We start from the raw sequence: 20,515 nt of genomic DNA on the forward strand, positions 1-20,515 counted from the left end.
TTCTGCGAACTTGCGCTGGTAACGCGGGGTGGAGCAGCCCGGTAGCTCGTCAGGCTCATAACCTGAAGGCCGCAGGTTCAAATCCTGCCCCCGCAACCATTTCCCCTACAAAGACTACAATACAATAAAATACCCTCCCGCCGCGGAGGGCTTTTGCGTTCCAAGCACTCAAATACCCATGCATCTTCTGAAAGGCGCCGCCATGACATGTGGTCGAGGCATATACAACGTGGCAGTATGCTAACGCCGCTTCTCGATAGGCCGGAAGCGTCAAGGCCAAATGCTGCCCTATATATGCGCAATTGGTCGCGTGCCACCGTAGATGCCCTTACGAGAGGAAATAGCTAGGATATAGTATTGCTCAGTGGAAGCTTAGGGATAGTGAATAATTATACCCAATAAAAACTCGTCACGACTAATACGGCGGTATAAAGTAATTTAATTTGTCTAATTATGGATTGTCTATAAATCTGAATAGATTGCCTCTACCATTAATAAGTATTCCTATCGAACGTGACATGATTATATTGAGGGCATTGAGGAGTTGTTTGAGCATAAATAACTCTGTTTTCACAAATCCGATTGTATGGGTATCCACGTGAAGCCCGGCGGGGATATTGCCAAAAGAGGTATTCAGATTTCTCAACCGCGTGCCCTTTGGAATGCCAGGTTATCCTACCCACCCAATTCAAGGCAGATCTAGATGTTCAACTCAATCGTTACCGTCGAACAAGCGGCAGATCTGCTGCGCCCTCACCGCACGAAAGCTATCCGACTTGAGCGCGTCTGGCCCCCGCATCAAAAGACAAGTCTCCTGTCGCAGATTGGGGGAAGCCCCAATTTCCCACCGGGCTGGAGCTGGCCGAAGATCGACTTTCCAGACTCGACGTCAGCCTCACTCGACTTCTTGGCTCAGATAAACCTCGAAGAACTTCCAGACATGGAAGACCGGGACCTCTTACCCAGGGAAGGCATGCTTTACTTCTTTGCGCTGTCCCTATCGCACCAGCCTCTGCAGACATTTGGCAGCGATGCGTGGCGCGTTCTCTACTATCCTCACGCTCCCGATGGTCTTCCGGTCAGGGATGCGCCTGATGATGCCGGATGGGCAAAGGATTACATGTATTACAGCCGCATGCCAGGTTGGGAATATCGTGAGCCCGGAGCAAGCCCGGCATCGCTCTTCCCGAAATGCCCGATCCGTTTTGTGATCGCTGAGCTCTGGGCAGAACCGGAATTTGCAGGTCCTGATGATCCAGCGTTGGGGCCGTTCGCCGCGGCTTTGCTCAGCCAACAGATGGTCTGGGAACCTGAACCTCTCGGACTTACTGGTCGAATTATGAACCTCGCGAAGCGGTTTGGGAGACCGGGGAATTTAAAGTTGCCTGCCGCTTCTACGCGCAGGAATAGCGTCGATTTGCGTGAGATGAAAATGAAAATGCTCGTTCGGGACTGTCTAACGCTGGTCATGCGTGATGAGGATCGTGGAGGTTACGATCAGGATAAAGTCTTGGAGGACATCAGCCTTCCTTATCGTGCCGATGACGCCATCCTGCTTTTGAATGCGGTCCGCAACGATTGGCTCGAGGACGTCATGCCCATCAAGACCGTGTTGAATAACGAAGGTAAATATTCTGACGATTTGTTGCTGCGCTATGAGGCCTGGAGAGCTGAAGCAGTTGATCTAACGGAGACACTTGTCGCAATCGGCAGGCAAACGAAATTGTCCGACGAGCAACGCGAGAGGGTCAACGATGTGCTGAAGCAACATGGGCAACTCCGGAAGGAGGCGACCTCTTGCGGTCTCATCCCATATAACCATTTGGCTCTGCGAGCATCTCTTCAGCCGCTGATGACCGCCTTCCCTGATATCACCAATGAGGAAACGGAGCTCCTTGCGAGCTACGATCCCGCGCGCGATCCGCTCCTGAATGGCCCGGCCGCTCATCTGATGCTAAGCAAAGTCGGCGGCATCCAGTCCGATTTGGACCCTGATGAGGTCTTGCTCCTTCAGCTGGCAAGCGACTGCGATGGACCGCGCTGGAAATGGTGGGACCTCGGCGTTCTGAGATTCTCAATTAAGAAGGATGCACTTGCGGCAATGCGCTTCGATCTGGCGCAAGCGGAAATAGAGGGTCACTGAATGGCAACGTAAACTTAACGGAATGTGGAATCCGCTGTGCGATGAGGAGGCATGAAAGATCGAGATCCTCTCTACCGTCGGCATCGCTATCCCGCCGAGGTCATTGCCCACGCTGTGTGGCTGTATTTCCGTTTCCCTCTCAGTCTGCGAACGGTGGAGGACCTGCTGGCTGCCCGTGGGATCATCGTCTCGCATCAAACGATCCGGCTTTGGGCGGAGAAATTCGGGCGAACCTTCGCCAACGAGATCCGTCGACGCTCGTCCGGTCGGCTTGGTGACAAATGGCATCTCGATGAGGCCGTCGTTTCGATCCGGGGCAAGAAGCACTGGCTGTGGCGCGCCGTTGATCAGGACGGTTTTGTCCTGGAGGTGCTCGTGCAAAATCGCCGCAACGCCAAGGCGGCCAAGCGCCTGATGCGTAAGCTGTTGAAGAGCCAGGGCCGAGCACCGAGAGTGATGATCACCGACAAGCTTCTCTCTTACGACGCAGCAAAGCGTGACATCATGCCGGCTGTCGAGCACCGCTCGCATAAGGGCCTGAACAATCGGGCGGAGAACTCTCATCAGCCGATCCGACGGCGTGAGCGGATCATGAAACGCTTCAAGTCACAGCGACATCTACAACGTTTCGTATCGATCCACGACCCGATTGCCAACCTGTTCCACATCCCACAACACGACATCCCCTCCAGCCATCATCGCGAACTGCGTTTGGAGGCGTGGAACCTGTGGGCGAAAATTGCAAGAGCATGACCGACGAACTCCACCGGCGCCATGAATTGCCCTATTTGCCTTTAAGTTTACGATGCCCATTCCCGGTTAGCTATTCGATTTACTGCCGAGAGGCAGACACAGTGGCGTGCCATCGGCGGGATGCGGAATGACCATCGCCTCGACGCCGAAAATAGCGTTGATGAGGTGTGGGGTCAGCAGGGCGGAAGGGCTGCCTGTGGCGAGTATGCCGCCATCTGCAAGGGCAACCAGGTGGTCGGCATATTGCGCAGCGTCGTTGAGGTCATGCACAACCATGACGATCGTTCGGCCTTCGTCTGTGTTCAGCTTTCTCAGGAGGTCGAGAATTTCCAGCTGATGGGCGATGTCGAGATAGGTCGTCGGCTCATCGAGCAGGAGGAGCGGAGTCTCCTGCGCCAGCGCCATGGCAATCCAGGCGCGCTGCCTTTGACCACCCGACAGCCGATCGAGCTCGCGCTCGGCAAGCTCAAGAAGGCCGGTGGAGGCCAGTGCCTGTTCGACAATCTGTTCGTCGTGCCGGCTTGGGCGCGACAGGATGCCTTTATGCGGATGGCGACCGAAACGGCAGAGTTGTCTGACGGTCAGCCCATCCGGAGATACCGGGCTCTGCGGCAACAGGGCAAGCGATTGTGCAACCGTTCTTGCGGCCATCGTTCTGATTGGTTTGCCATCAAGATAGACCGTGCCGGAGGAGGGGTGAATGACACGCGCCAGCGTGCGCAGCAGTGTCGACTTGCCGCTGCCATTTGCGCCGATCAGGGCCGTGATTTTCCCGTCCGGTATGGCGAGATCGACATCGTTCAATACAGGGGCGGCGGCATAGCCGACGGTGATTTTTTCGCAGTGAAGGCGTGTCGGGTGGGCATCAGCCATGGCGACCTGTCTCCTTGATCAATAGAAAGACAAGATAGGGACCGCCGATCACAGCGGCGACGATGCCGGCGGGAATTTCATTCGGCAGGGCGATCACCCGGCCGATCAGATCTGCCGAAGAAAGGGCAAGGGCGCCGACAAGGGCGCTTGCCGGCACAAGATGGCGTGCGCGGCTGCCGACGAGAATACGTGCGGCATGCGGTGCGATGAGCCCCAGAAACCCCATGCTTCCCACAGCCGCGACGCCACCGGCGCACAGGAGAACGGATATGAGGATCAGGCCGCCACGCAGGGCAGGTGGTGAAATTCCGATGCTGATCAGCGTATCGTCACCGAAGCCGCCGGCATCCAGCCGCAGCGCAGAATAGATAACGGCCGGCAGGCAGGCGAGGAGCCAGAGCGAAAGGAAGAGCCCATCGCGTGCCGTGTTGCCATAGACGCTCCCAGCAAGCCAGACCATGGACTGGTCGGCGCGGGAAGGGTGGAGCACCATGATGTATTGCATCAGCGCCTGGGCAAGCATTCCGAGAGCGACGCCCGTCAGCGCGAGCGAGGCAACGCCACCAAAGCGCCGACCGATGAAAAGGAGCGCGGCCGCGCCGAACAGGGCGCCGGCGATCACGCCGAGCGGTACCGACCAGCTCACCCAGGCCGGTGGTGTCGCGAGCCCGGCGAGAAAAGCCCCTAGCCCCGCCCATTTGGTGATGCCGACGACATCCGGGGAGGCGAGTGGATTGCGCAGCGCACCCTGCAGGAAAACGCCGGCAAGGCCGAAGGAGAGACCTGCCAGAAGGGAGACGGCGATCCGCGGCAGACGATATTGCATCACGATGAAGGTGTTTTTACCGCCGCCGAGCGCATCGAGAACCTCGCGAAAACCGAGCGTGACGGCGCCAGCCATGATGCCCAGAAGAGCGATGGCCGCAAGCAGCAGAAAAAGGATGCCGCAGACGCCGATGGCACGCGCGTCTGCCTGTTGCTCCAGCGCGCGGCTCATGCACTCCTCCGGCGGTTGAGCAGCAGAAGAAAGGCGGGAGCGCCGATCAGCGCCGTCACGATGCCGACGGGTAGTTCAGACGGAAAGGTGGCGATACGGCCGAGAAGATCGGCGGTGTTGAGCAGGAGCGGGCCACAGAGCAGGGAGAGGGCAAGGACGGTTGCCTGGTCGCTGCCGACGAGACGCCGGACGATATGCGGCACCAGAAGGCCGATGAAACCTATGGGGCCGCTGACGGCGACGGCCGAGCCAGCCAGGACGACGATGAGAACCGCAGCCAGTCCGCCGACGCGCCGCGCATTCTGCCCGAGTGACACGCCGGTGCTTTCATCGAGCGACAGAACGCCGAAATGCCGCCCGGCAACAAGCGCCAATCCGCCACCCACCAGCGAGAACGGCAGGATCGTCCAGACCTTGGACCACTGCGCGCCGTTGACCGAGCCGGCGAGCCAGTAGACGATGTCCTGCGCCGCATTGTTGGCGATCAGGATCGCCTGGACGAGGGCGGACAGCACGAGCTGGATCGAGATGCCGGCAAGGGCGAGTTTCATATCGTTCATCGCCCCGGATACCGAGAGCGCCCACATCGCAAAGCCCACGATGGCAGCGCCCACGAAGGCCGGCCAGACTGTGCCTGCTCCCCGAAGCGCCGGAAAGGCGATCAGGCAGACGACGATGGCAAGCGACGCGCCGGCATTGATGCCGAAGGTCTGCGGCGATGCCAACGGGTTGCGTGTCAGGGTCTGGATCAGGACACCGGCTACTGCAAGATTGGCGCCGACCAGAACGGCAAGAAGGACGCGCGGCAGGCGGATGTCCCAGACAAGTGCGTTTTCTGGCGACCCGTCGGGAGCCACCAGAAGTCGCAGGGCCGTCATCGGCGACAATTGCGATACGCCGAAGGCAATCCCGGCGATCACGCTTGCGGCCAGAAGCACGATGAGAAAGGCTGCGACGAGAAGTGGCCGCCGTGTTTTGTTGTCCGGGCCTTTGGAGGCCATCGCCGTCACGATCCCTATCCCGCCCTGTAGACCTTGGCCAGCAGCTCCCGGGCGATCATTTCGGCAGTTCGCAATCCGCGGAACCGGGCGAACTGGTTGCGATCGACCTCGAAGACCATGTTGCTTCGGATTGCCGCGATGTTGGCCCAGGCGGCATTGCCCTTCCATTGGTCAAGCGCGGTGCCGCCCGGGTCGGTAGCGACAAGCAGGATGTCGGGATTGACCGCGATCAGCCGCTCAAGGCTGGCCCCGCTCTCCACCGGATCGGAGGACCGGAGGGCGGGCACGAGGCCGAGAGCCTCAAAAACCGAGCCGGTGAAGGATGACGAGGTATGAAGGCTCATCGAATCCGGCGTCGCCACCGCAAGCAGAATGCGTCGCTGTTCACCGGGCGGGATGCGCGCGACCAGTGCGGCGATGGTCTCATCGTGCGCTGCAAGCACCTGCTGGCCCCTGTCGTGTTCGCCGAGGGCGTCGGCAATGGTGGCCACGCTCTCCTTGATGGTCCTGTAGTCACCTTCCCAGCTATTCAGAACGATGGTTGGCGCAATGGCACTCAGCTGGCCATATATGGCGGCGTGCCGTACCTCATCCGCGATGATCAGGTCCGGTGCAAGGGTGCTGACGAGTTCGAGATTGGGTTCAAGCCGAGTGCCGACCGAGGCGTAATCGATGCTCTTGCCCAGCAGCAGCTCGATGCGCTGGCGCTGGTTGTCGTCAGCTATGCCTGCGGGAACGACGCCAAGTGCATCGAGAGCCTGCACGAAGGAGAATTCCAGTGCCACGACGCGGCGTGGTCTGCCGACGATTTCCGTCGAGCCAAGCTGATGGGCGATGCTTCTTGGTGCCTCTTCGGCTATGCCGGTTCGTGAAAACATGGCCGACGCGATCGTCGAAAGAAGCAGGATGCCTGTTGTTCTGCGAGTAAAGGTAATCATCGATGGTTCCGGAGAGTGCGGCAGGCCGGTACTATACCGGCCCGCAAATTTTACGCGATCAGAAAGCAACCGAGGCACTGACAAAGAAAGTGCGTGGCTGGCCGACGAACTTGCCGCCGTTGTTGTCAGTTGAGCGTGTGAAATACTCGTTGTCGAAGAGGTTTTTCACGCCGAGTGCGAATTTGGGGGCGTTCTTGCTGTTTTCCGGCTGGTACGCCAAGCGCAGGTTGACGGTGCCATAGCCCGGTATGTCGCCAAGGCGTCCGGTAGAGTCTTCTTCCGTGACATAGGTTGTGCCGCTTCCGGGGGAGCGCTGCTTCGACTGCGCCGTGACATCCGCATTGATGACCCAGTCTTCATATCGGTAGCTTGCGCCGACGGTGCCGAAGTGGCGAGAATAAAAGGGAAGATCTTTCCCCTTGAAATCTCCTGCCTCGTAAACGGCTTCCGTATAGGTGTAGTTCGCATAGACAGAGAGCCCGTCCAGCGACGGGGTGAGGCTGCCGAGATCGTAACGCCCTGCCGCTTCTATGCCCTGGTGGGTGGTTGCGCCGAGATTTGTCCACACGCCTTCACCGACGATGTTGCGGCTGAGCAGCAGTTCCTTGTCGAAATCGATGTAGAAGGCCGTCAATTCCGCGCTCAAGGCATCGCCCTGATAATGCGTGCCGATTTCATATGTCTTGGCCTTTTCAGGATTAAGGCCATCCGTGGTCGAGGCAAGATGGCTATATTGCTGAGGCCCGAAGGAAACGCCGGCATTTCCAAAGACGCTCCAGGCATCATTGATCTGGTAGGCGACGGAGAGCGTGGGCAGCAGTTCGTTCGCGTCGAATTGCGGCGAGCGCGATGCGGTGACGACACCACCGGTGAGGTCATTTACGGTGTTATTGGTGCTGATCATCTCGTAGCGGACGCCGGGCGTGACGGTCCAGTTGCCGAACTGGATTTTGTCGTCGATATAGATGGCGTGTGCCTTGGTGCCGCCCTCGCTGGTCTGGTAGGTGACCATCGGACGCGTATGGGGATTGTAGCCGGGAAGGCGGTCGTAATATGCGGTGCGCGCTGCCACCTCGGAGCTTTCCTCCCATAGATAACGATAGCCGACAGTCACCTCATGCGTGGTGTCGCCGATGTCGAACAGGCGCGAGTAGCGTGGTTCGATGCCGAAATATTCATAGTCGCGCGGTGCCGAAGTCAGACGATAGCGGTTTGCGCTTGCCCCTGTTCCCTGCTGTTCGACGAAGCTGCCGCGGAACGAATTTACATAATAGCCGAGGATCTCGAAGTTGTTTTCGCCATCATTGTGCTGATAGCGCAGCGAGATATCATTACGGCGTCCATTGAACTCGTCGTATTGCCGTGTCGACTGGAATGGGTCTGCCGCATATTCACCCGTTGTCAGGCCCCCTGGCATTTGCCCTTCGCCGCTGTAGTGGTGATATTGCAGGCTCAGCGTGTCCGTATCCGAAAGTTCATATTTGCCCTTGAAGATCAGGTCGTCGATATCCGTGCGGTCGTTGCTGTCACGATAGCCGGTGCCATGAATGCCCGAATAGAGAAGTGCGGCCCCAAGCCCGTCATCATTGGTCCCGCCGATTAGGAAACTCGGCGTTGCCTTGGTGCCGCCGCCGAATTCAGCGGAGGAAGACATGCGAGCGGTGAAGTCATCCGGGATCGGGTGTGTCACGAAATTTATGATTCCACCGACATTCTGCGGTCCATAGCGTACGGAGCCTGCCCCGCGCACCACATCCACGGTATCGACATTGCCTAGCACGAGAGGGAATAGCGACAATTGCGGCTGGCCATAGGGAGCGTAGGACAGCGGTATGCCGTCCATCAACACGGTGGAGCGTGGTGAAAGGCGCGAGGTGAGGCCTCGAACACCGAGGTTGAGAGAGACATCGCTGCCGCCGGTGCCGGCACTTTCCTGTACCTGGATGCCGGGAATCTGGTTGAGGGCGTCACGAATGTCGACGGCGCCGCGCTCTTCCAGCTCCGTTTTGTCCATGATGGTGCGAGCGCCGGGGTGCTTCAGCACCTTTTCCTTGTTGGGCTGCTCCAGCCAGTTGCCGGTAATGGTGATGGCTTCTAGGACGGTTTCGCCGCCATTGGCGCTATCCTGCGCGAAAACACTGGCGGGTGCGAAGGCGACCGAAGCGAGGAGAACGGAATTTGCTAATCTACGGTAGGAAATCATCAGGGCCCCAGACTGAAAGCAGGACAACAAAATTCCTTCCGTGCCGGTACGGCGCGGTAAAGGGATCATCGGTTTGAAATGGTGTGTGGGAGCGGTTGCTTGCGCGCTTCCGCTAGAAAGTGATTTTTCGACTAGATTTCATGAGTGCCCCTCGACGGAAAATACGGGATCGGCCGCTGTCGCCCGCGGCTATGTCGTCACCACTACATTATTGAAGTGTGGATATCAATAAAACATTACTGATATTCTCATCTTTTTGAATGGCTCTTTCGAGATCCGCTATTGCGTTATCTGTTCGCGCAGCCGCGCGAGGCGCTTTCGGCTCTTGAGCGCTCGGTCCTGATTACGCGTAGCAATGCCATAGGCAAGAATATCGGAGGTGACGACGGCGCCGAGCGTCCAGCTTGCAAGTCCCGCCGCGGATCCGACGCAAGTCAATACTGCGGAAACCCTGTCGCGATAAAGCTCCGTCAGCTGGACGCCGCATACCAGGATGACACGACAGCCGATGTCGCTGACCTGATTGACGATGAGCCGCAATTCGGCCGTGTCGCGGGCGACGTGGAACAGAATGACGACGTCCTCCTGCCGTAAATCAACCAACTCGTTGGCGAGCGAAAAGCCGGACGATCCGGAATGACGGGTTCTCAGCCCGACGCGGCTGAGTGCTGTCGCGCAATGCCTTGCTTCCACCTCGGATCGTCCCATACCCAGGCACCACACGGTATCGGCGGCATCGAGCAACTGGATCGCATTCGCAAGCGAATCGATCTCCAGTTTTTCTTCACATGAGGTCATAATCTCATGGGCTGTGGAGAAGATGCGTTTTTTGATCCTGCCAAGATCGTCACCGGTGGCGCGGAACCGCTGCGACAGCCGTTCCGTTGTTGGAACGCTTTTCGCCATGTTGCGGCTGGAGAGCCGCTTGAGTTCCGGCAGGCCGGTGAAGCCGAGCCGTCGCGCCGCACGAATGACCGTTGCGTCGCTCGTACCGCTCTTGGCAGCTATATCTTCCGCGCTTTCGAAGATCAGGACATCGATCGGCGTTGCCAGTAAATATTCGGCAACAGCCATTTCCGAACGGCTGAGTTTCGATTTGTGCTGCTGAAAGCGGTCCCGCAACACCATATGATTGTCGTCGCTCATGCCATTCCCGTTTTGAAAATGAAGTACTCACGACAAACTAGATAGCTGACAAGCCTTTCCATCGAAACAGGAAATCCGTTCACCGATGAGAATGAGCGGCGAAGGGATGAGCGGGCGCCAGCTTGGATCGCGGCACCCGGCGATTTTCATATCAGTAATCCGAGGCGAAGTTCAGGCGGAAACGCGCAGTCTGAACCGGGCGAGGATATGGTTCTGTCGCAAAATTTTCACTTCTGTTGAGCTAAGTCACCATCAACGTGCGTAATTGATTGAGCTGAATATAGGTGACAATTGATTTCAAAGGTGCTCATTTCCCCAAAAGTGTCATCCTGTATGCTGTTTTCTTCTATGTCCGTTATTCAGTTTCTTATCGCGAGCTTCAGGAAATCATGGCCGAACGCAGCGTAGAGATTGATCATGCAACGTTGAATCGGTGGGTTGTTAAATATTCGCCGCAGATTGCTGCTCAAGCACAAAGACGTAAACGACCAACCCTTGCATCCTGGCGTGTTGATGAGACGGAACAAGTACATCCCGATCAAGCGCTCGTTTCCCGGCAGGTATTCGAGCCGAACATTTTCTGGATGCAACATCTCCGCAATAGCTACGGCTTTCTTTGATTTGACCTACTGCCTCACGTGAGGTCGCACAGACGACGTCGGTTCTTCGTTGTCAGTCAATGCGACTGGCGGCAGGACTTCGGTCCTAACTCGACAAACTGCTCAGAAAGCTCCTCGCTGGATGTCTAGTGAGGAATATTCGCGGAAGGATAAAGCGCCGCGCCAACCTTCTGAGCCGCAGCCGCCAGGCGTTTATCCCTCGTCCACAAGCTTGATCGTCGATCGAGGAGGGTTGAAGTCAACAGATGTGCATCAGTATAGCCGATCCCCATGCTGAATATTGAATAACCATCAATGACGGTCATTACCTCTGCATGGGTCGCGACCACTGCCTCACGCTGAGCTGCAAGAAATGCTAATACCGCATCCCGATCTCGCAGGCTGCCTAGGGCCAGTTCGCCGACAATGAAAGGGTGGCAAAGTAACCGATCATCTCCGATGATTTTGGTCAGCTCCGAGTCGCCGTGTCGAAAATGATCAATCCAGATTGAGCTATCGACAAGGATCACTTACCCACTTCGCTCCGGCGGCGAGGCGCTACCTCGGCCTCGGGCATAGTGCCCCCAAGGGCGATCAGCCGTTTGCCGGATTCGACTCGTACCAAAGTCTCGAGTGCTTGACGCACAAGAGCCGCCGTTTCCTTTGTGCCTGTAAGGGACTTGGCCCGTTCCATGAGATTGTCGTCAAGATTGATAGTAGATCGCATAGCTAGCTCCCAGATGTTGATACGATCATAGCACCAATTGGTGCGATAATCTACGCCCCTCGATCTGGCCATTGCCACCATGCCTATCGCGGGTCGCTGGTTCGATCCCCTTCAAGGCGTTAACCGGAAAATGTCTGCTCATGCGTTCTATTCCATCAACCGCAACTCAATGTCACTGAGGTAGATAAGCATCTGCACCTGCAGCGATGATATCTTCCTCGCTGAGACACCTGTGCCAGTGCGAATAGAGCACGAAGCGGTGACGGGGAAGCCCGACTTCCTTCTTCAGGTGGCGATGAATGGCACTGAATGCCTTGTGTTCGCATCCACCCCAGAAGAAGGTGTTCTCAGTGCATGCCGGCCACTGAATGGAGCGGATTGCATCCTGAAGCAGCGTCGTTGTGCCTGCAGCATTGCCGTTGCGATACAACCACCGGATTGAGACATCGCTGGAAGAGCAGAGCAGCAGTTCGTCGGCGGGCGTATCGATTTCGATGAAGGCATGGCCGGTTGCCGTCGCCGGCAGATATTCGAGAATTCTGGCAATGCCGGGCAATGCGGTCTCGTCGCCGGCGAGAACGTAGAAGTCCGCCAGCCCTGGGCCGTTCGCCGCAGGCCCCAGAATACCGACGACATCGCCTGCCTGTGCGTTCATCGCCCACACGGTCGCGGGACCGGGATGAGCATGGAGCGCGAAATCGATTGTGATTGTTTGTCTTGCCGTGTCGATGAAGCGGATCGTATAGACGCGCGTCGGAACAGCATTATTGTCCGGCCAGACGACATGCCCGCGATGGTCAAGTAGCGGCCAGCGTGGCGCGGCGATATCGCGCGGCTGGAAAATGAGACGACAGTGGAGCTGGTCCTTGCGGTCGTAACGTTCGAGGTTCTCTCCCTTGAAGACGATCCTGCGAAAGCGGGGCGACAGGTCCTCAATGGTCTGCACCCGCAAAATGCGCAGATCGTCGGGTAAGGCGGGGTCCGCATGGTCGCCTTCCCATTGAATATCGAGATTTTCACGGGCGGCGATGAAACCGATCGGCCCGACCAGAGCATGTTTCAGCCGGTTCAGGCCGCCGGGATCGGAAGCTTCCGCCGTCAACCGGAAACCGTTTGCCGTCGCCTCGAATGTGGCGTCGCCGAATGGCGAATGGATATGATGAATGCCACCTGCCGTCTTAACGGTCATGTCGTGCGTTGCAATCGATTCAACAATCGGTTCGATATAGTCGTTAATCTTTTCAAACTGGACCGCGGCATGTGCGCGGTATCGGTTGTTGCTGGTCGATGGCATCGGGCGTGGCTCCGTGTCTCAGATCGCCGCCCACAGCGGTCCCTTTATGGGAAATGCTGCGAAGTCGCGATTGATGGTGTCGAGAATGGCGGTTGGATCGATATCGGCACATCGATCCGGATGCAGCCATCTGGCTGCCTGGGCGATAAACAGCACGTTGAGGGGCAAGTTGGTAATCAACCCGGTCCATATCCCGTAAACACGTTTTGAGCGAACGCTCGGCAGATGTTCGAAACTCGGGCGGCCCTCGATCAGGTGCTGTAATCCCTGTCGACCCTGTTCGGCGTCGATTCCAGGGCCGATGGACGGACGGCCACCCGAGGCCCAGCCGCCGCCGGAGGCGATGTAGACCTCATGCGGTGTGGCGAGAAGATATTCGAGCGACAGCTTCTCAAACCACGGCGCGACCACGCCCGGAAGCGGCTGACCACCGGCCAGCGCCAGCAATTCGCCCCAGTTCTTTCTGCCTGCCGCCCAGCAGCAGTCGTCGAGTGTCGACTGGACCTCCAGATAGGTCGTGACGGGCTTCGCACCTGAAACGCGCGTTGCAATGCCCGCCAGTTCCCGCTCGACAAAGGTGATATAGGCCTCTGCTTTGCCTGAAGCACCCATAAGTGTTCCCCACATGCGCATAGATGCTTTCATCGCATCAACCGGGCCGCTTGCCCGCGCCTCATCCGCCGCGTTTGAGGAGGCGTCGCTGAAGACCACGGGAATGCCGATCTCCTTCAGCCTCTGCAGCAGGGAATTCTCATCACCCTGCGGCGTTATGAAGGCCGTGGTCACGATCAGGTCGGGAGACAGGGCGATCAGCCCTTCAAGGGAAAGCGTGTCCGGGCTCAGTGTCCCGACCGTGCTGACGGAATGGCCGTTCAGCAGGATCGTCTGCAATTCACCGCTGTCGAGCCGATCGACGGCGGCCCAGCCCACGACCAGCGACGCAGGATCGCGATGCAGGAGCGACATCGTCAGCAGGTCATGCGCCTCCAGCAGAACGATCCTTTTCGGCAGGGCGGGAAGGTGTACCTCGCGCCCCGCCATATCCCTCACGGTAACCGGCTGCTCGGCTCCGGCGGGCTGAATGCCGGAAAGGATGCCAGCTGCCGCAAAGGAGATGCAAAAGCCTCGTCTCGTTATGATCACGGCGACATCACCATTTATATCTGAGGCCGGCGAGCACCGTGCGGCCGTTGCCGTACTGGCAATAATATTCGGAACTGCAGGAGGAGTAATAGTCCTTGTCGAGCAGGTTGGTGACGTTCAGTGTCGCCTGCAGCCCCTTGAGTTTCGGGTTCGTTGCTCCAAAATCATAACGAAGTGCGGCGTCAAGCAGGGTATAACCATCGGCTTTCACCGTATTGGTGTCGTTACTATAGCTGGAGCCGACGAAACGCATCCCGCCGCCGACGCTTAAGCCCTCCAGCGCACCGGATGAGACGGTGTAGTTCGCCCAGAGCGAACCATAGTAGCGCGGCACGGCCTGCGGGCGGTTGCCTATGATCGATGTGATACCGGATTCGGAAACTTCCGTGTCAAGCAGGGAAACCGCAGCGATAAGTTCGAGATTGCTGGTGAGGTTCCCCCTCGCCTCGAACTCCAGCCCGCGGGAGTGGATCTCGCCCTGTTGTTCATTGAAGCCTGATGAGGCGTTGTAGTAGACCACATTTTGTTGGCGAATATCGAAAGCGGAGAGCGTGAACATGGCGTCCAGCCCTGAGGGCTGGTATTTGACGCCCACCTCATATTGCTGCGCTTCCGTCGGCTTGAACGGACTGCCATTGGCGCCAACGCTGGTGGAAGGTTCGAACGAGGTGGAATAACTGACATAAGGCGCAATGCCGTTATCGAAAAGGTAAAGCAGGCCGGCGCGATAGCTTGTTGCGCTGTCGGATCGTTTCAACGATGTTGCGGCAAGGAGATTGTCAGTGTCCTGACGGGCCCAGTCGTGCCGCACCCCGAAAACACCGCGCAGCCCGCCGATCTCGATCTGATCCTGGAGATAGATGCCTGTCTGGCGAAGCGACTGATCATTGTCGACTGCCGTCATGAACGGGCCGACCGGTCGGCCGTAAGCGGGATTGGCCACATCAAGCGGCGTCGCGCCACCCAGCAGATATTCCCAGCTGCTGCTTGAGCGCTGAATGTCGAGGCCGGCAAGAAGCGTATGACCGATGGCGCCGGTTTCGAACTTGAATTCAGCCTGGTTGTCGAAGGAAAAGCCTTCGGCGTCCTCGATGGAATGGACAGCCCAGCGGGGAATAATACCCGTCGCGGACATTGGCCCGTTCATCTGGAGCGAACGCATATCGGTATCCACGCCGGAATATCGGAAGTTGGAGCGGACGGTCACCTGGTCATCGAACCTGTGCTCGAACTCGTAACCGGCACCATACTGGGTGCGCCTGAACGCGTCGTAGTTGGGATCCCCGACATTGAGGTCCCGACTGAGGAAACCGGCATAACCTGCGGGTGCCAGAAACTTCGGATAAAGCGAGTTGAAATAGCCGCCTTCCGGATCGCGCTGATAATAGCCGGAAATAACGAGCGAGGTATCCTCGTCCGGCTGCCACTTGAGGGATGGCGCAATGCCGAGACGCTTTTCATCCACATCGTCATAGCGTGTGCCGGAGGAACGGCCAACAATGCCGATACCATATTGCCATGTTCCATCCGTGGCGATGGGGCCGGTGGAATAAAGACCGCTTTGCACCCTCCCATCGGTCCCGACTTCGAGTCTTGCCTCGTTTGACTGCACGCTCGATGGCTTGCGGCTGACCTGATTGACGAGGCCGCCGGGGCTCACCTGGCCATAAAGAAGTGCTGCCGGCCCCTTCAGGACGTCGATGCGTTCAAGGAGAAACGGATCAATGGAGGGTGTTGCAAAGGCCTGACCGCGTTGAAGTTTCAAGCCATCCAGATAATTCACATAATTGGTCGCCGTGCCAAATGCGCCGAAGCCGCGCAGAAACACGGAATCGTAACGCGAATTCGAGTCCCGATCAGACAACACGCCGGCTGTGTAGCGCAGCGCTTCACCGACCGTTTGCGGGTTCTGGTCGTCGATCTGCTTGCGCGTTATCACCGTAACGGATTGCGGCGTTTCGGCTAAAGGTGTTCCGGTCTTGGTTGCCGACCGAGTGGACTTGGCGACAATCGCAGCGGAGGTCCCGGCTGCCCCGCCATTGCCCTGCACGACGATTGTTTCCAACTGTGTGCCCTGCTCCTGCGCCAGGGCATGGGTCGCCACCAGAAAGGTTGTGGCTGTAAGAATGTTTTTAAAGGAAAGACCTTGCTTCACGAATTCGCCCCCATGGTCGAAGCTTGGGAAATCTGCTAGAGTGCATAAATCAAACGGGACCGTCCTGTCCAGTTAATATGAAGGCATTGGTCAACTTTTATGTTGGCAATCCTGTTCGACGTCTTCAAACAGGCCGGGCACGGGCAAGTGCGGAGGAAATCTGGTGTCGGAAAAAACAAATGCCACAGCGCGGGTCGGTCGGCCCTTGAAGGCGGAACAGAACGCCGCGGCCGAGCGGATAATCGACGCTGCGACCACGCTTTTTGCGACGCGCGGCTTTGCCGGCACTTCAATGGAACAGGTCGCTTCGCAGTGCGGGGCGGGCAAGGATACTGTTTATCGCCGCTTTCCCTCGAAAGTCGCCCTGTTCGAAGCCGTGGTGGAACATGCTCACGCCCGAGCGGTGGCGCGGCTGAGAGACTTGCCGACGGCACAGGGCAACGCTCTTCAACGCCTGCGGGCCCTGATGCGCGAATTGCTGCATATCAACATGGAGCCGGACCTCATTGCGCTGAAGCGTATCACTTTCAGTGAAGCGGTCGTGTTCGAAAAGAAAAGACCGATCCCGCCGCAGCCCGATCCGATCATGAACCGGCTCGTCGATGCCGTGCAGACAGCGCAGGATGCGGGCATGGTTGCGACCGGGGATGTGAGCCTGATCGCCAGCCATCTCATTCACTGTCTTGTCGCAATGCCCACCTCATCCGCGATGATGGGCAGCGCCGAATTTGATACAAGACAGTCTGTCGACCTGCATTTCGACAGGACCTGGAACTGGCTCTACAGAGGAATATCGGCAGACGGCTAACAGCAGGGGTGACCATTTTTGTGGAGAGTTCTGGAGTTTGAAATCGAGCGTACTATCGCAAATCTTCCAAAGCCTGCTACCCATCTCGTCTGGTGCCCCGTGCCGTTTTGTGATGCCACGATCCAGCTGTGAATGACTTGGAGGTTCCGAGCTGCCTCCTTCAGAACTATCGATAAATGACCGCTATTTCAGTTTGGATATTGGAACGGGTCATTCGGTCCCAGCCCCCCAAGCTCTTGGTTAGCATACGAATCTCGTACTGAGGGAATTTCGTAATAACGGGGCCGTCGGTTCATATCCCTTCAAGAGTACGAACGTCGAACCCAAAATCACAACCGTTCGCCTGCTATTTTTATTTAGACTTGGGTTGAGGCCTCAAGAGGGCGTTGTCACGTTGTTGGCGAATGCTGGAATAAAGAGCGTATATGCGGAAATCAGACAGTCGCGGCTGTCACAGCTTTCCCCTCCGCCGTGGCGCGGATACGGTGAATGTAGGTGGCCAGAGCTGAGCGTTTCTGGCGTGGCGCGACGAAGAGATTTCGGACTGCCGAAAAGATCGAGATGAAGCGTTGCACGCCGCCGGCCGCTCGAAATCCCTGCATCATCCGTTCCCGTTTTCGCAGGGGTAAGTGAGAGCTTTCTGCCCGGTTGTTCAGGCCCTTGTGGGATCGATGTTCGACATCGGGCATGACATCGCGTTTCGCCGCTCCGTTGCGTGGCGTAGGCCGGGCCGAATTCGCGGCCCCAACGCCGGATCGTTTCGTAAGAAACGACAACGCCGCGCTCCGGTAGCCTTTCTTCCACCAGCCGCAGGCTCAAAGGGACCAGAAAATACAACCAGACCGCATGGGCGAAGGCCTGCGACGGAAAGCGGTGATTCTTGTAGTTGACGGCGTGTGCGCTCATCCCATCGCAACTATCCGCTACCCGTTAAGCCAAAGACAATGTGACAACGCCCTTTCAACTCTTACAATCGAATGCCTGACGGCAGCCGGCTGACTGTATGCACCCGTCGGCGACTTAAGATCAGGACACGTAATACCACGGTGCCGGATCTAATACTAAGCTAAGCGCAGTGGACTTGTAATCGCACGTCTGACAACTGATAAGGCTGCAGTAACGACAGCTAAGAGGATTCATATATGAAGATCAGCGCCAGAAACCGTCTTAAGGGCAAGATTATAGAAGTCACCAAGGGCGCAACGACCGCGCATGTGCGGATTGATATCGGGAATGGCGTCGTTGTCACGTCCTCCGTTACCAACGAAGCGATCGACGAACTGGGTCTTGAGGTTGGTGGCGAAGCCTATGCGGTAGTGAAAGCTTCCGACGTCATGGTTGCCGTCGACTGATATGCGAGATCGTTTGCCGTTGCTCGTGGCAGCGGCAAACGCGCATGGGCGTAGCAAGTCAGTCCTTCTGGCACATGGCCACCGCATCGACCTCGAAGTCGCCTTTCTGCGCAGGCGCAATCGGTTTGAACAAAGTTCGGTCGGGCTTCAGATCGAGAAGCGGCGTGTCGTCGAGGCAATCCAGTCCACGAACAAAAAGTTTCGCGCCTTCGATTTTTTCGAGAAGAACGATCGATGTGCCGATGGGATTGGGCCTGACGGGCGACCTGATGGAGAAGGTGCCATGCACTTCACCATTCGAGGCCGGGCTTTGGAGAACCAGATCACGCCGGGAGCGGTCGAGCCAGTATAATACCTCCAGACGCTCGAACCTCTCAACGCCCTTGAGTGCTGCAACCCAAGGCTCGAAAATCTCGATGACGCAGACAGGCCCGTCATGTCGACCTTGTCTGGGCGCTTCCAGCCGCGATGTCCATGGCGTCTGGATGCGTCCGATGAAGGTGAGAGCGGCATCCGTCGGTTCGGGGACATCGACGGCAACTTCGTTCAGCCGGACTTCATTTTCTCGAACCAATGCCATTCCTTTCATAGGTCTGTCTCAAGTTGGCGACAAAGACTGTCGATCCGTTTTTCGTGGAAGTCTCAATCTCCACATCAACGCCGTAGAGGGTTTTGATCGCCTCAGCCGTCAGCACCGCGTCCGGTGGCCCTATTCCTATCAGGGCCCCACCGTGCAGCAGCGCAACACGATCTGCAACGAGCCGGGCGTGATCGGGATTGTGTGTGGAAAGGATAATCGAGAGACCTTTCGACGCTATCTCACGAATGCGCGAGAGGAGCCTGATCTGATTTCCGTAGTCGAGACTGGAAGCCGGCTCGTCCATGACGATGACCGAGGCCTGCTGCGAGAGTGCCCTCGCGATCAATGCCATCTGGCGCTCGCCGCCGCTCACCTGTGTGTAGGGGCGGTCGGCCAATGCGGTGATTCCGAGATCGTTCAGAGCCTCTTCCGCTATTCTATGATCTTCATCACCGGGCATGTCGAAGCGTCCGAGATGGGCGGTTCGCCCCATGAGAACGATGTCGCGGATGGTGAAGGGGAAGGCGGCTTCATGTGCCTGCGGAACATAGGCGACCTTTATGGCCTGTTCTCTGCGGGACAATGTGGATAGGGTCTTTCCGTCGAGGAGGATTTCACCTGATAATGGCGGCATCAGCCCGAGAATGGTCTTGAATAACGTGGTCTTGCCGGCACCATTCGCTCCAAGAAGCGCGAGAACCTCGCCTGCTCGAATATCCAGAGAAAGATTGGAGCCGACTATCTTGCTGCCATGACCGAAGGAGATATTTTTCAAGCGCAGCGTCATGACCAACCCTTCCGGGTTGCGATCAAAAGCCAGAGAAAGAACGGTGCCCCAACAGCGGCCGTCAGAATGCTCAGCGGAATTTCGATAGAAGCAACACTTCGTGCCAGCATGTCGACGACCAGCAGGAAGGCCGATCCACAGAGGATGGAAGCGGGAAGAAGTCTCCTGAAGTCTGGTCCCACCAGCATTCGGGCGATGTGCGGAATGATCAGGCCGACCCAGCCAACGACGCCGGTTACGGAAACCGTCGCGGCCGTCACGAGCGTCGCGCCGGCGATCAGCGCAAGACGGACGATCCTTGTATCGACGCCAAGGCTTCGGGCTTCATCCTCGCCAAGCGTCATGACATTCATCCGCCAGCGCAGCAGAACCATCGGCAAGACGCCGATGACGACCGCTGGCAGGATCGACAAAACTTCGGTGCGTGTGATGGCCGTCATGCTGCCGAGAAGCCAGTAGGTGATCGCGGGGAGCTGATCGTAGGGATCAGCAAGGATTTTGAGCAGCGATATTCCCGCGCCAATCAGTGCTTGCACCGCGATGCCGACCAAGACAAGCGTCAGAACAGGATCTCGAGCCCGGATCATGCCGCCGATAATGTATACCAGCGACACCGCCGCGAGCCCAAACGCGAAGGCCAGTCCCTGGATGAGCAGGAATGGCATCGACAAAAAGATGCCGAGCACGGCTCCGAGGCTCGCGCCAACGGATACGCCGAGAAGGTCCGGAGAGACAAGTGGATTACGGAACAATCCCTGAAACGTCACGCCCGCCGCAGCTAGCGCGCCGCCGATGACGATCGCCGCCAGAACTCTCGGCAGGCGGACATTCCAGAAGACTGTCGCGAGTAGTGGGTCCTGACTGTTGCCTGTGAATAAGCTCTGGGTAGCTTCGATGAGCGGCGTCGGCCCGCTTCCGTATTTGCCGATCATCATTGAGATGACGGCAAGGACTGCCACGAGCGATATGCCAATGATCAGGATCCAGGATCGACCACGCCCGTGGGGCAATACCGA

The 20,515-nt window shown here is 57.6% G+C and carries 18 protein-coding genes, 1 tRNA gene and 2 pseudogenes; 6 read left to right on the forward strand and 15 right to left on the reverse strand.

The window, feature by feature from the left end:
• Window positions 1-22 precede the first annotated feature (22 nt).
• The 3 genes from PL640_RS22445 to PL640_RS22455 all read left to right on the forward strand — a co-directional run bounded on the left by PL640_RS22445 (window position 23) and on the right by PL640_RS22455 (window position 2,896).
• Window positions 23-99: transfer RNA gene (locus tag PL640_RS22445), tRNA-Met, on the forward strand.
• Window positions 100-703: 604 nt separating this feature from the next.
• Complete coding sequence (locus tag PL640_RS22450; protein WP_271363576.1) at window positions 704-2,143, forward strand: DUF1963 domain-containing protein; 1,440 nt, start codon at window positions 704-706, stop codon at window positions 2,141-2,143.
• Window positions 2,144-2,194: 51 nt separating this feature from the next.
• Window positions 2,195-2,896 carry an IS6 family transposase gene (locus PL640_RS22455; protein WP_271363577.1) on the forward strand — a complete coding sequence of 234 codons (702 nt, stop codon included), beginning with the start codon at window positions 2,195-2,197 and terminating at the stop codon, window positions 2,894-2,896.
• Between the two features lie 66 nt (window positions 2,897-2,962).
• On the opposite strand, the gene PL640_RS22460 is transcribed toward PL640_RS22455, so the two are convergent.
• The 6 genes from PL640_RS22460 to PL640_RS22485 all read right to left on the reverse strand — a co-directional run bounded on the left by PL640_RS22460 (window position 2,963) and on the right by PL640_RS22485 (window position 10,054).
• The gene (locus tag PL640_RS22460) at window positions 2,963-3,769 is read right to left on the reverse strand and encodes an ABC transporter ATP-binding protein (protein ID WP_271363578.1); all 807 of its coding nucleotides are present in this window, start codon (window positions 3,767-3,769) and stop codon (window positions 2,963-2,965) included.
• The gene (locus PL640_RS22465) at window positions 3,762-4,766 is read right to left on the reverse strand and encodes a FecCD family ABC transporter permease (RefSeq protein ID WP_271363579.1); all 1,005 of its coding nucleotides are present in this window, start codon (window positions 4,764-4,766) and stop codon (window positions 3,762-3,764) included. The genes PL640_RS22460 and PL640_RS22465 overlap by 8 nt, the downstream gene beginning before the upstream one ends.
• Complete coding sequence (locus PL640_RS22470; protein ID WP_271363687.1) at window positions 4,763-5,767, reverse strand: FecCD family ABC transporter permease; 1,005 nt, start codon at window positions 5,765-5,767, stop codon at window positions 4,763-4,765. The genes PL640_RS22465 and PL640_RS22470 overlap by 4 nt, the downstream gene beginning before the upstream one ends.
• Before the next feature lie 14 nt (window positions 5,768-5,781).
• Window positions 5,782-6,705, reverse strand: coding sequence for an ABC transporter substrate-binding protein (locus PL640_RS22475; RefSeq protein ID WP_142842604.1), 924 nt, complete (start codon window positions 6,703-6,705; stop codon window positions 5,782-5,784).
• Between the two features lie 58 nt (window positions 6,706-6,763).
• Window positions 6,764-8,908: a TonB-dependent receptor family protein gene (locus tag PL640_RS22480; RefSeq protein ID WP_271363580.1), complete on the reverse strand. Its 2,145-nt coding sequence runs from the start codon at window positions 8,906-8,908 to the stop codon at window positions 6,764-6,766.
• Window positions 8,909-9,187: 279 nt separating this feature from the next.
• Window positions 9,188-10,054 carry a MurR/RpiR family transcriptional regulator gene (locus tag PL640_RS22485; protein WP_271363581.1) on the reverse strand — a complete coding sequence of 289 codons (867 nt, stop codon included), beginning with the start codon at window positions 10,052-10,054 and terminating at the stop codon, window positions 9,188-9,190.
• A 284-nt stretch (window positions 10,055-10,338) separates the two neighbouring features.
• On the opposite strand from PL640_RS22485, the pseudogene PL640_RS22490 reads away from it, so the two are divergent.
• Window positions 10,339-10,575 (forward strand): annotated as a pseudogene (locus PL640_RS22490) (IS6 family transposase); the annotation flags it as partial.
• 224 nt (window positions 10,576-10,799) lie between these two features.
• Here PL640_RS22490 and PL640_RS22495 read toward each other — a convergent pair.
• The 5 genes from PL640_RS22495 to PL640_RS22515 all read right to left on the reverse strand — a co-directional run bounded on the left by PL640_RS22495 (window position 10,800) and on the right by PL640_RS22515 (window position 15,972).
• Entirely contained in the window at window positions 10,800-11,183 is a 384-nt protein-coding gene (locus tag PL640_RS22495) for a type II toxin-antitoxin system VapC family toxin (protein ID WP_271363582.1), read from the reverse strand.
• The gene (locus PL640_RS22500; RefSeq protein WP_271363583.1) at window positions 11,180-11,380 is read right to left on the reverse strand and encodes a type II toxin-antitoxin system VapB family antitoxin; all 201 of its coding nucleotides are present in this window, start codon (window positions 11,378-11,380) and stop codon (window positions 11,180-11,182) included. The genes PL640_RS22495 and PL640_RS22500 overlap by 4 nt, the downstream gene beginning before the upstream one ends.
• Before the next feature lie 172 nt (window positions 11,381-11,552).
• Window positions 11,553-12,674 carry a siderophore-interacting protein gene (locus PL640_RS22505; protein ID WP_271363584.1) on the reverse strand — a complete coding sequence of 374 codons (1,122 nt, stop codon included), beginning with the start codon at window positions 12,672-12,674 and terminating at the stop codon, window positions 11,553-11,555.
• Between the two features lie 18 nt (window positions 12,675-12,692).
• Window positions 12,693-13,817 (reverse strand): ABC transporter substrate-binding protein, encoded by a 1,125-nt coding sequence (locus PL640_RS22510; RefSeq protein ID WP_271363585.1) that lies wholly within the window; start codon window positions 13,815-13,817, stop codon window positions 12,693-12,695.
• 7 nt (window positions 13,818-13,824) lie between these two features.
• Window positions 13,825-15,972 (reverse strand): TonB-dependent siderophore receptor, encoded by a 2,148-nt coding sequence (locus PL640_RS22515; protein WP_271363586.1) that lies wholly within the window; start codon window positions 15,970-15,972, stop codon window positions 13,825-13,827.
• 163 nt (window positions 15,973-16,135) lie between these two features.
• Between PL640_RS22515 and PL640_RS22520 the strand changes: the two genes are divergently transcribed.
• Complete coding sequence (locus tag PL640_RS22520; protein ID WP_271363587.1) at window positions 16,136-16,780, forward strand: TetR/AcrR family transcriptional regulator; 645 nt, start codon at window positions 16,136-16,138, stop codon at window positions 16,778-16,780.
• Window positions 16,781-17,214: 434 nt separating this feature from the next.
• Here PL640_RS22520 and PL640_RS22525 read toward each other — a convergent pair.
• Window positions 17,215-17,696 (reverse strand): annotated as a pseudogene (locus PL640_RS22525) (DDE-type integrase/transposase/recombinase).
• 226 nt (window positions 17,697-17,922) lie between these two features.
• Between PL640_RS22525 and PL640_RS22530 the strand changes: the two are divergent.
• Window positions 17,923-18,132 (forward strand): TOBE domain-containing protein, encoded by a 210-nt coding sequence (locus tag PL640_RS22530; protein WP_271363588.1) that lies wholly within the window; start codon window positions 17,923-17,925, stop codon window positions 18,130-18,132.
• A 58-nt stretch (window positions 18,133-18,190) separates the two neighbouring features.
• On the opposite strand, the gene tsaA is transcribed toward PL640_RS22530, so the two are convergent.
• From tsaA to PL640_RS22545, 3 genes are read right to left on the reverse strand one after another with little or no spacing between them, the layout of a single operon-like run.
• Window positions 18,191-18,706: a tRNA (N6-threonylcarbamoyladenosine(37)-N6)-methyltransferase TrmO gene (tsaA, locus tag PL640_RS22535; protein ID WP_271363589.1), complete on the reverse strand. Its 516-nt coding sequence runs from the start codon at window positions 18,704-18,706 to the stop codon at window positions 18,191-18,193.
• Complete coding sequence (locus PL640_RS22540; RefSeq protein ID WP_271363590.1) at window positions 18,690-19,499, reverse strand: ABC transporter ATP-binding protein; 810 nt, start codon at window positions 19,497-19,499, stop codon at window positions 18,690-18,692. The genes tsaA and PL640_RS22540 overlap by 17 nt, the downstream gene beginning before the upstream one ends.
• On the reverse strand, window positions 19,496-20,509 hold the full coding sequence (locus tag PL640_RS22545) for a FecCD family ABC transporter permease (RefSeq protein WP_442867054.1): 1,014 nt from the start codon (window positions 20,507-20,509) through the stop codon (window positions 19,496-19,498). Before PL640_RS22545 ends, PL640_RS22540 begins: the two co-directional genes overlap by 4 nt.
• Between the last annotated feature and the right edge of the window lie 6 nt (window positions 20,510-20,515).

The sequence above is a fragment of the Agrobacterium sp. ST15.16.024 genome (assembly GCF_027956545.1).
In the GTDB taxonomy this organism is placed as follows: Bacteria; Pseudomonadota; Alphaproteobacteria; order Rhizobiales; family Rhizobiaceae; genus Agrobacterium; species Agrobacterium cucumeris.

Bases quoted from the DNA above. Each gene is read 5' to 3' on its own strand.
- PL640_RS22450 (WP_271363576.1), top strand. From the start codon at position 704: ATGTTCAACTCAATCGTTACCGTCGAACAAGCGGCAGATCTGCTGCGC.
- PL640_RS22455 (WP_271363577.1), top strand. From the start codon at position 2,195: ATGAAAGATCGAGATCCTCTCTACCGTCGGCATCGCTATCCCGCCGAG.
- PL640_RS22460 (WP_271363578.1), bottom strand. From the start codon at position 3,769: ATGGCTGATGCCCACCCGACACGCCTTCACTGCGAAAAAATCACCGTC.
- PL640_RS22465 (WP_271363579.1), bottom strand. From the start codon at position 4,766: ATGAGCCGCGCGCTGGAGCAACAGGCAGACGCGCGTGCCATCGGCGTC.
- PL640_RS22470 (WP_271363687.1), bottom strand. From the start codon at position 5,767: ATGGCCTCCAAAGGCCCGGACAACAAAACACGGCGGCCACTTCTCGTC.
- PL640_RS22475 (WP_142842604.1), bottom strand. From the start codon at position 6,705: ATGATTACCTTTACTCGCAGAACAACAGGCATCCTGCTTCTTTCGACG.
- PL640_RS22480 (WP_271363580.1), bottom strand. From the start codon at position 8,908: ATGATTTCCTACCGTAGATTAGCAAATTCCGTTCTCCTCGCTTCGGTC.
- PL640_RS22485 (WP_271363581.1), bottom strand. From the start codon at position 10,054: ATGAGCGACGACAATCATATGGTGTTGCGGGACCGCTTTCAGCAGCAC.
- PL640_RS22500 (WP_271363583.1), bottom strand. From the start codon at position 11,380: ATGCGATCTACTATCAATCTTGACGACAATCTCATGGAACGGGCCAAG.
- PL640_RS22505 (WP_271363584.1), bottom strand. From the start codon at position 12,674: ATGCCATCGACCAGCAACAACCGATACCGCGCACATGCCGCGGTCCAG.
- PL640_RS22530 (WP_271363588.1), top strand. From the start codon at position 17,923: ATGAAGATCAGCGCCAGAAACCGTCTTAAGGGCAAGATTATAGAAGTC.
- PL640_RS22540 (WP_271363590.1), bottom strand. From the start codon at position 19,499: ATGACGCTGCGCTTGAAAAATATCTCCTTCGGTCATGGCAGCAAGATA.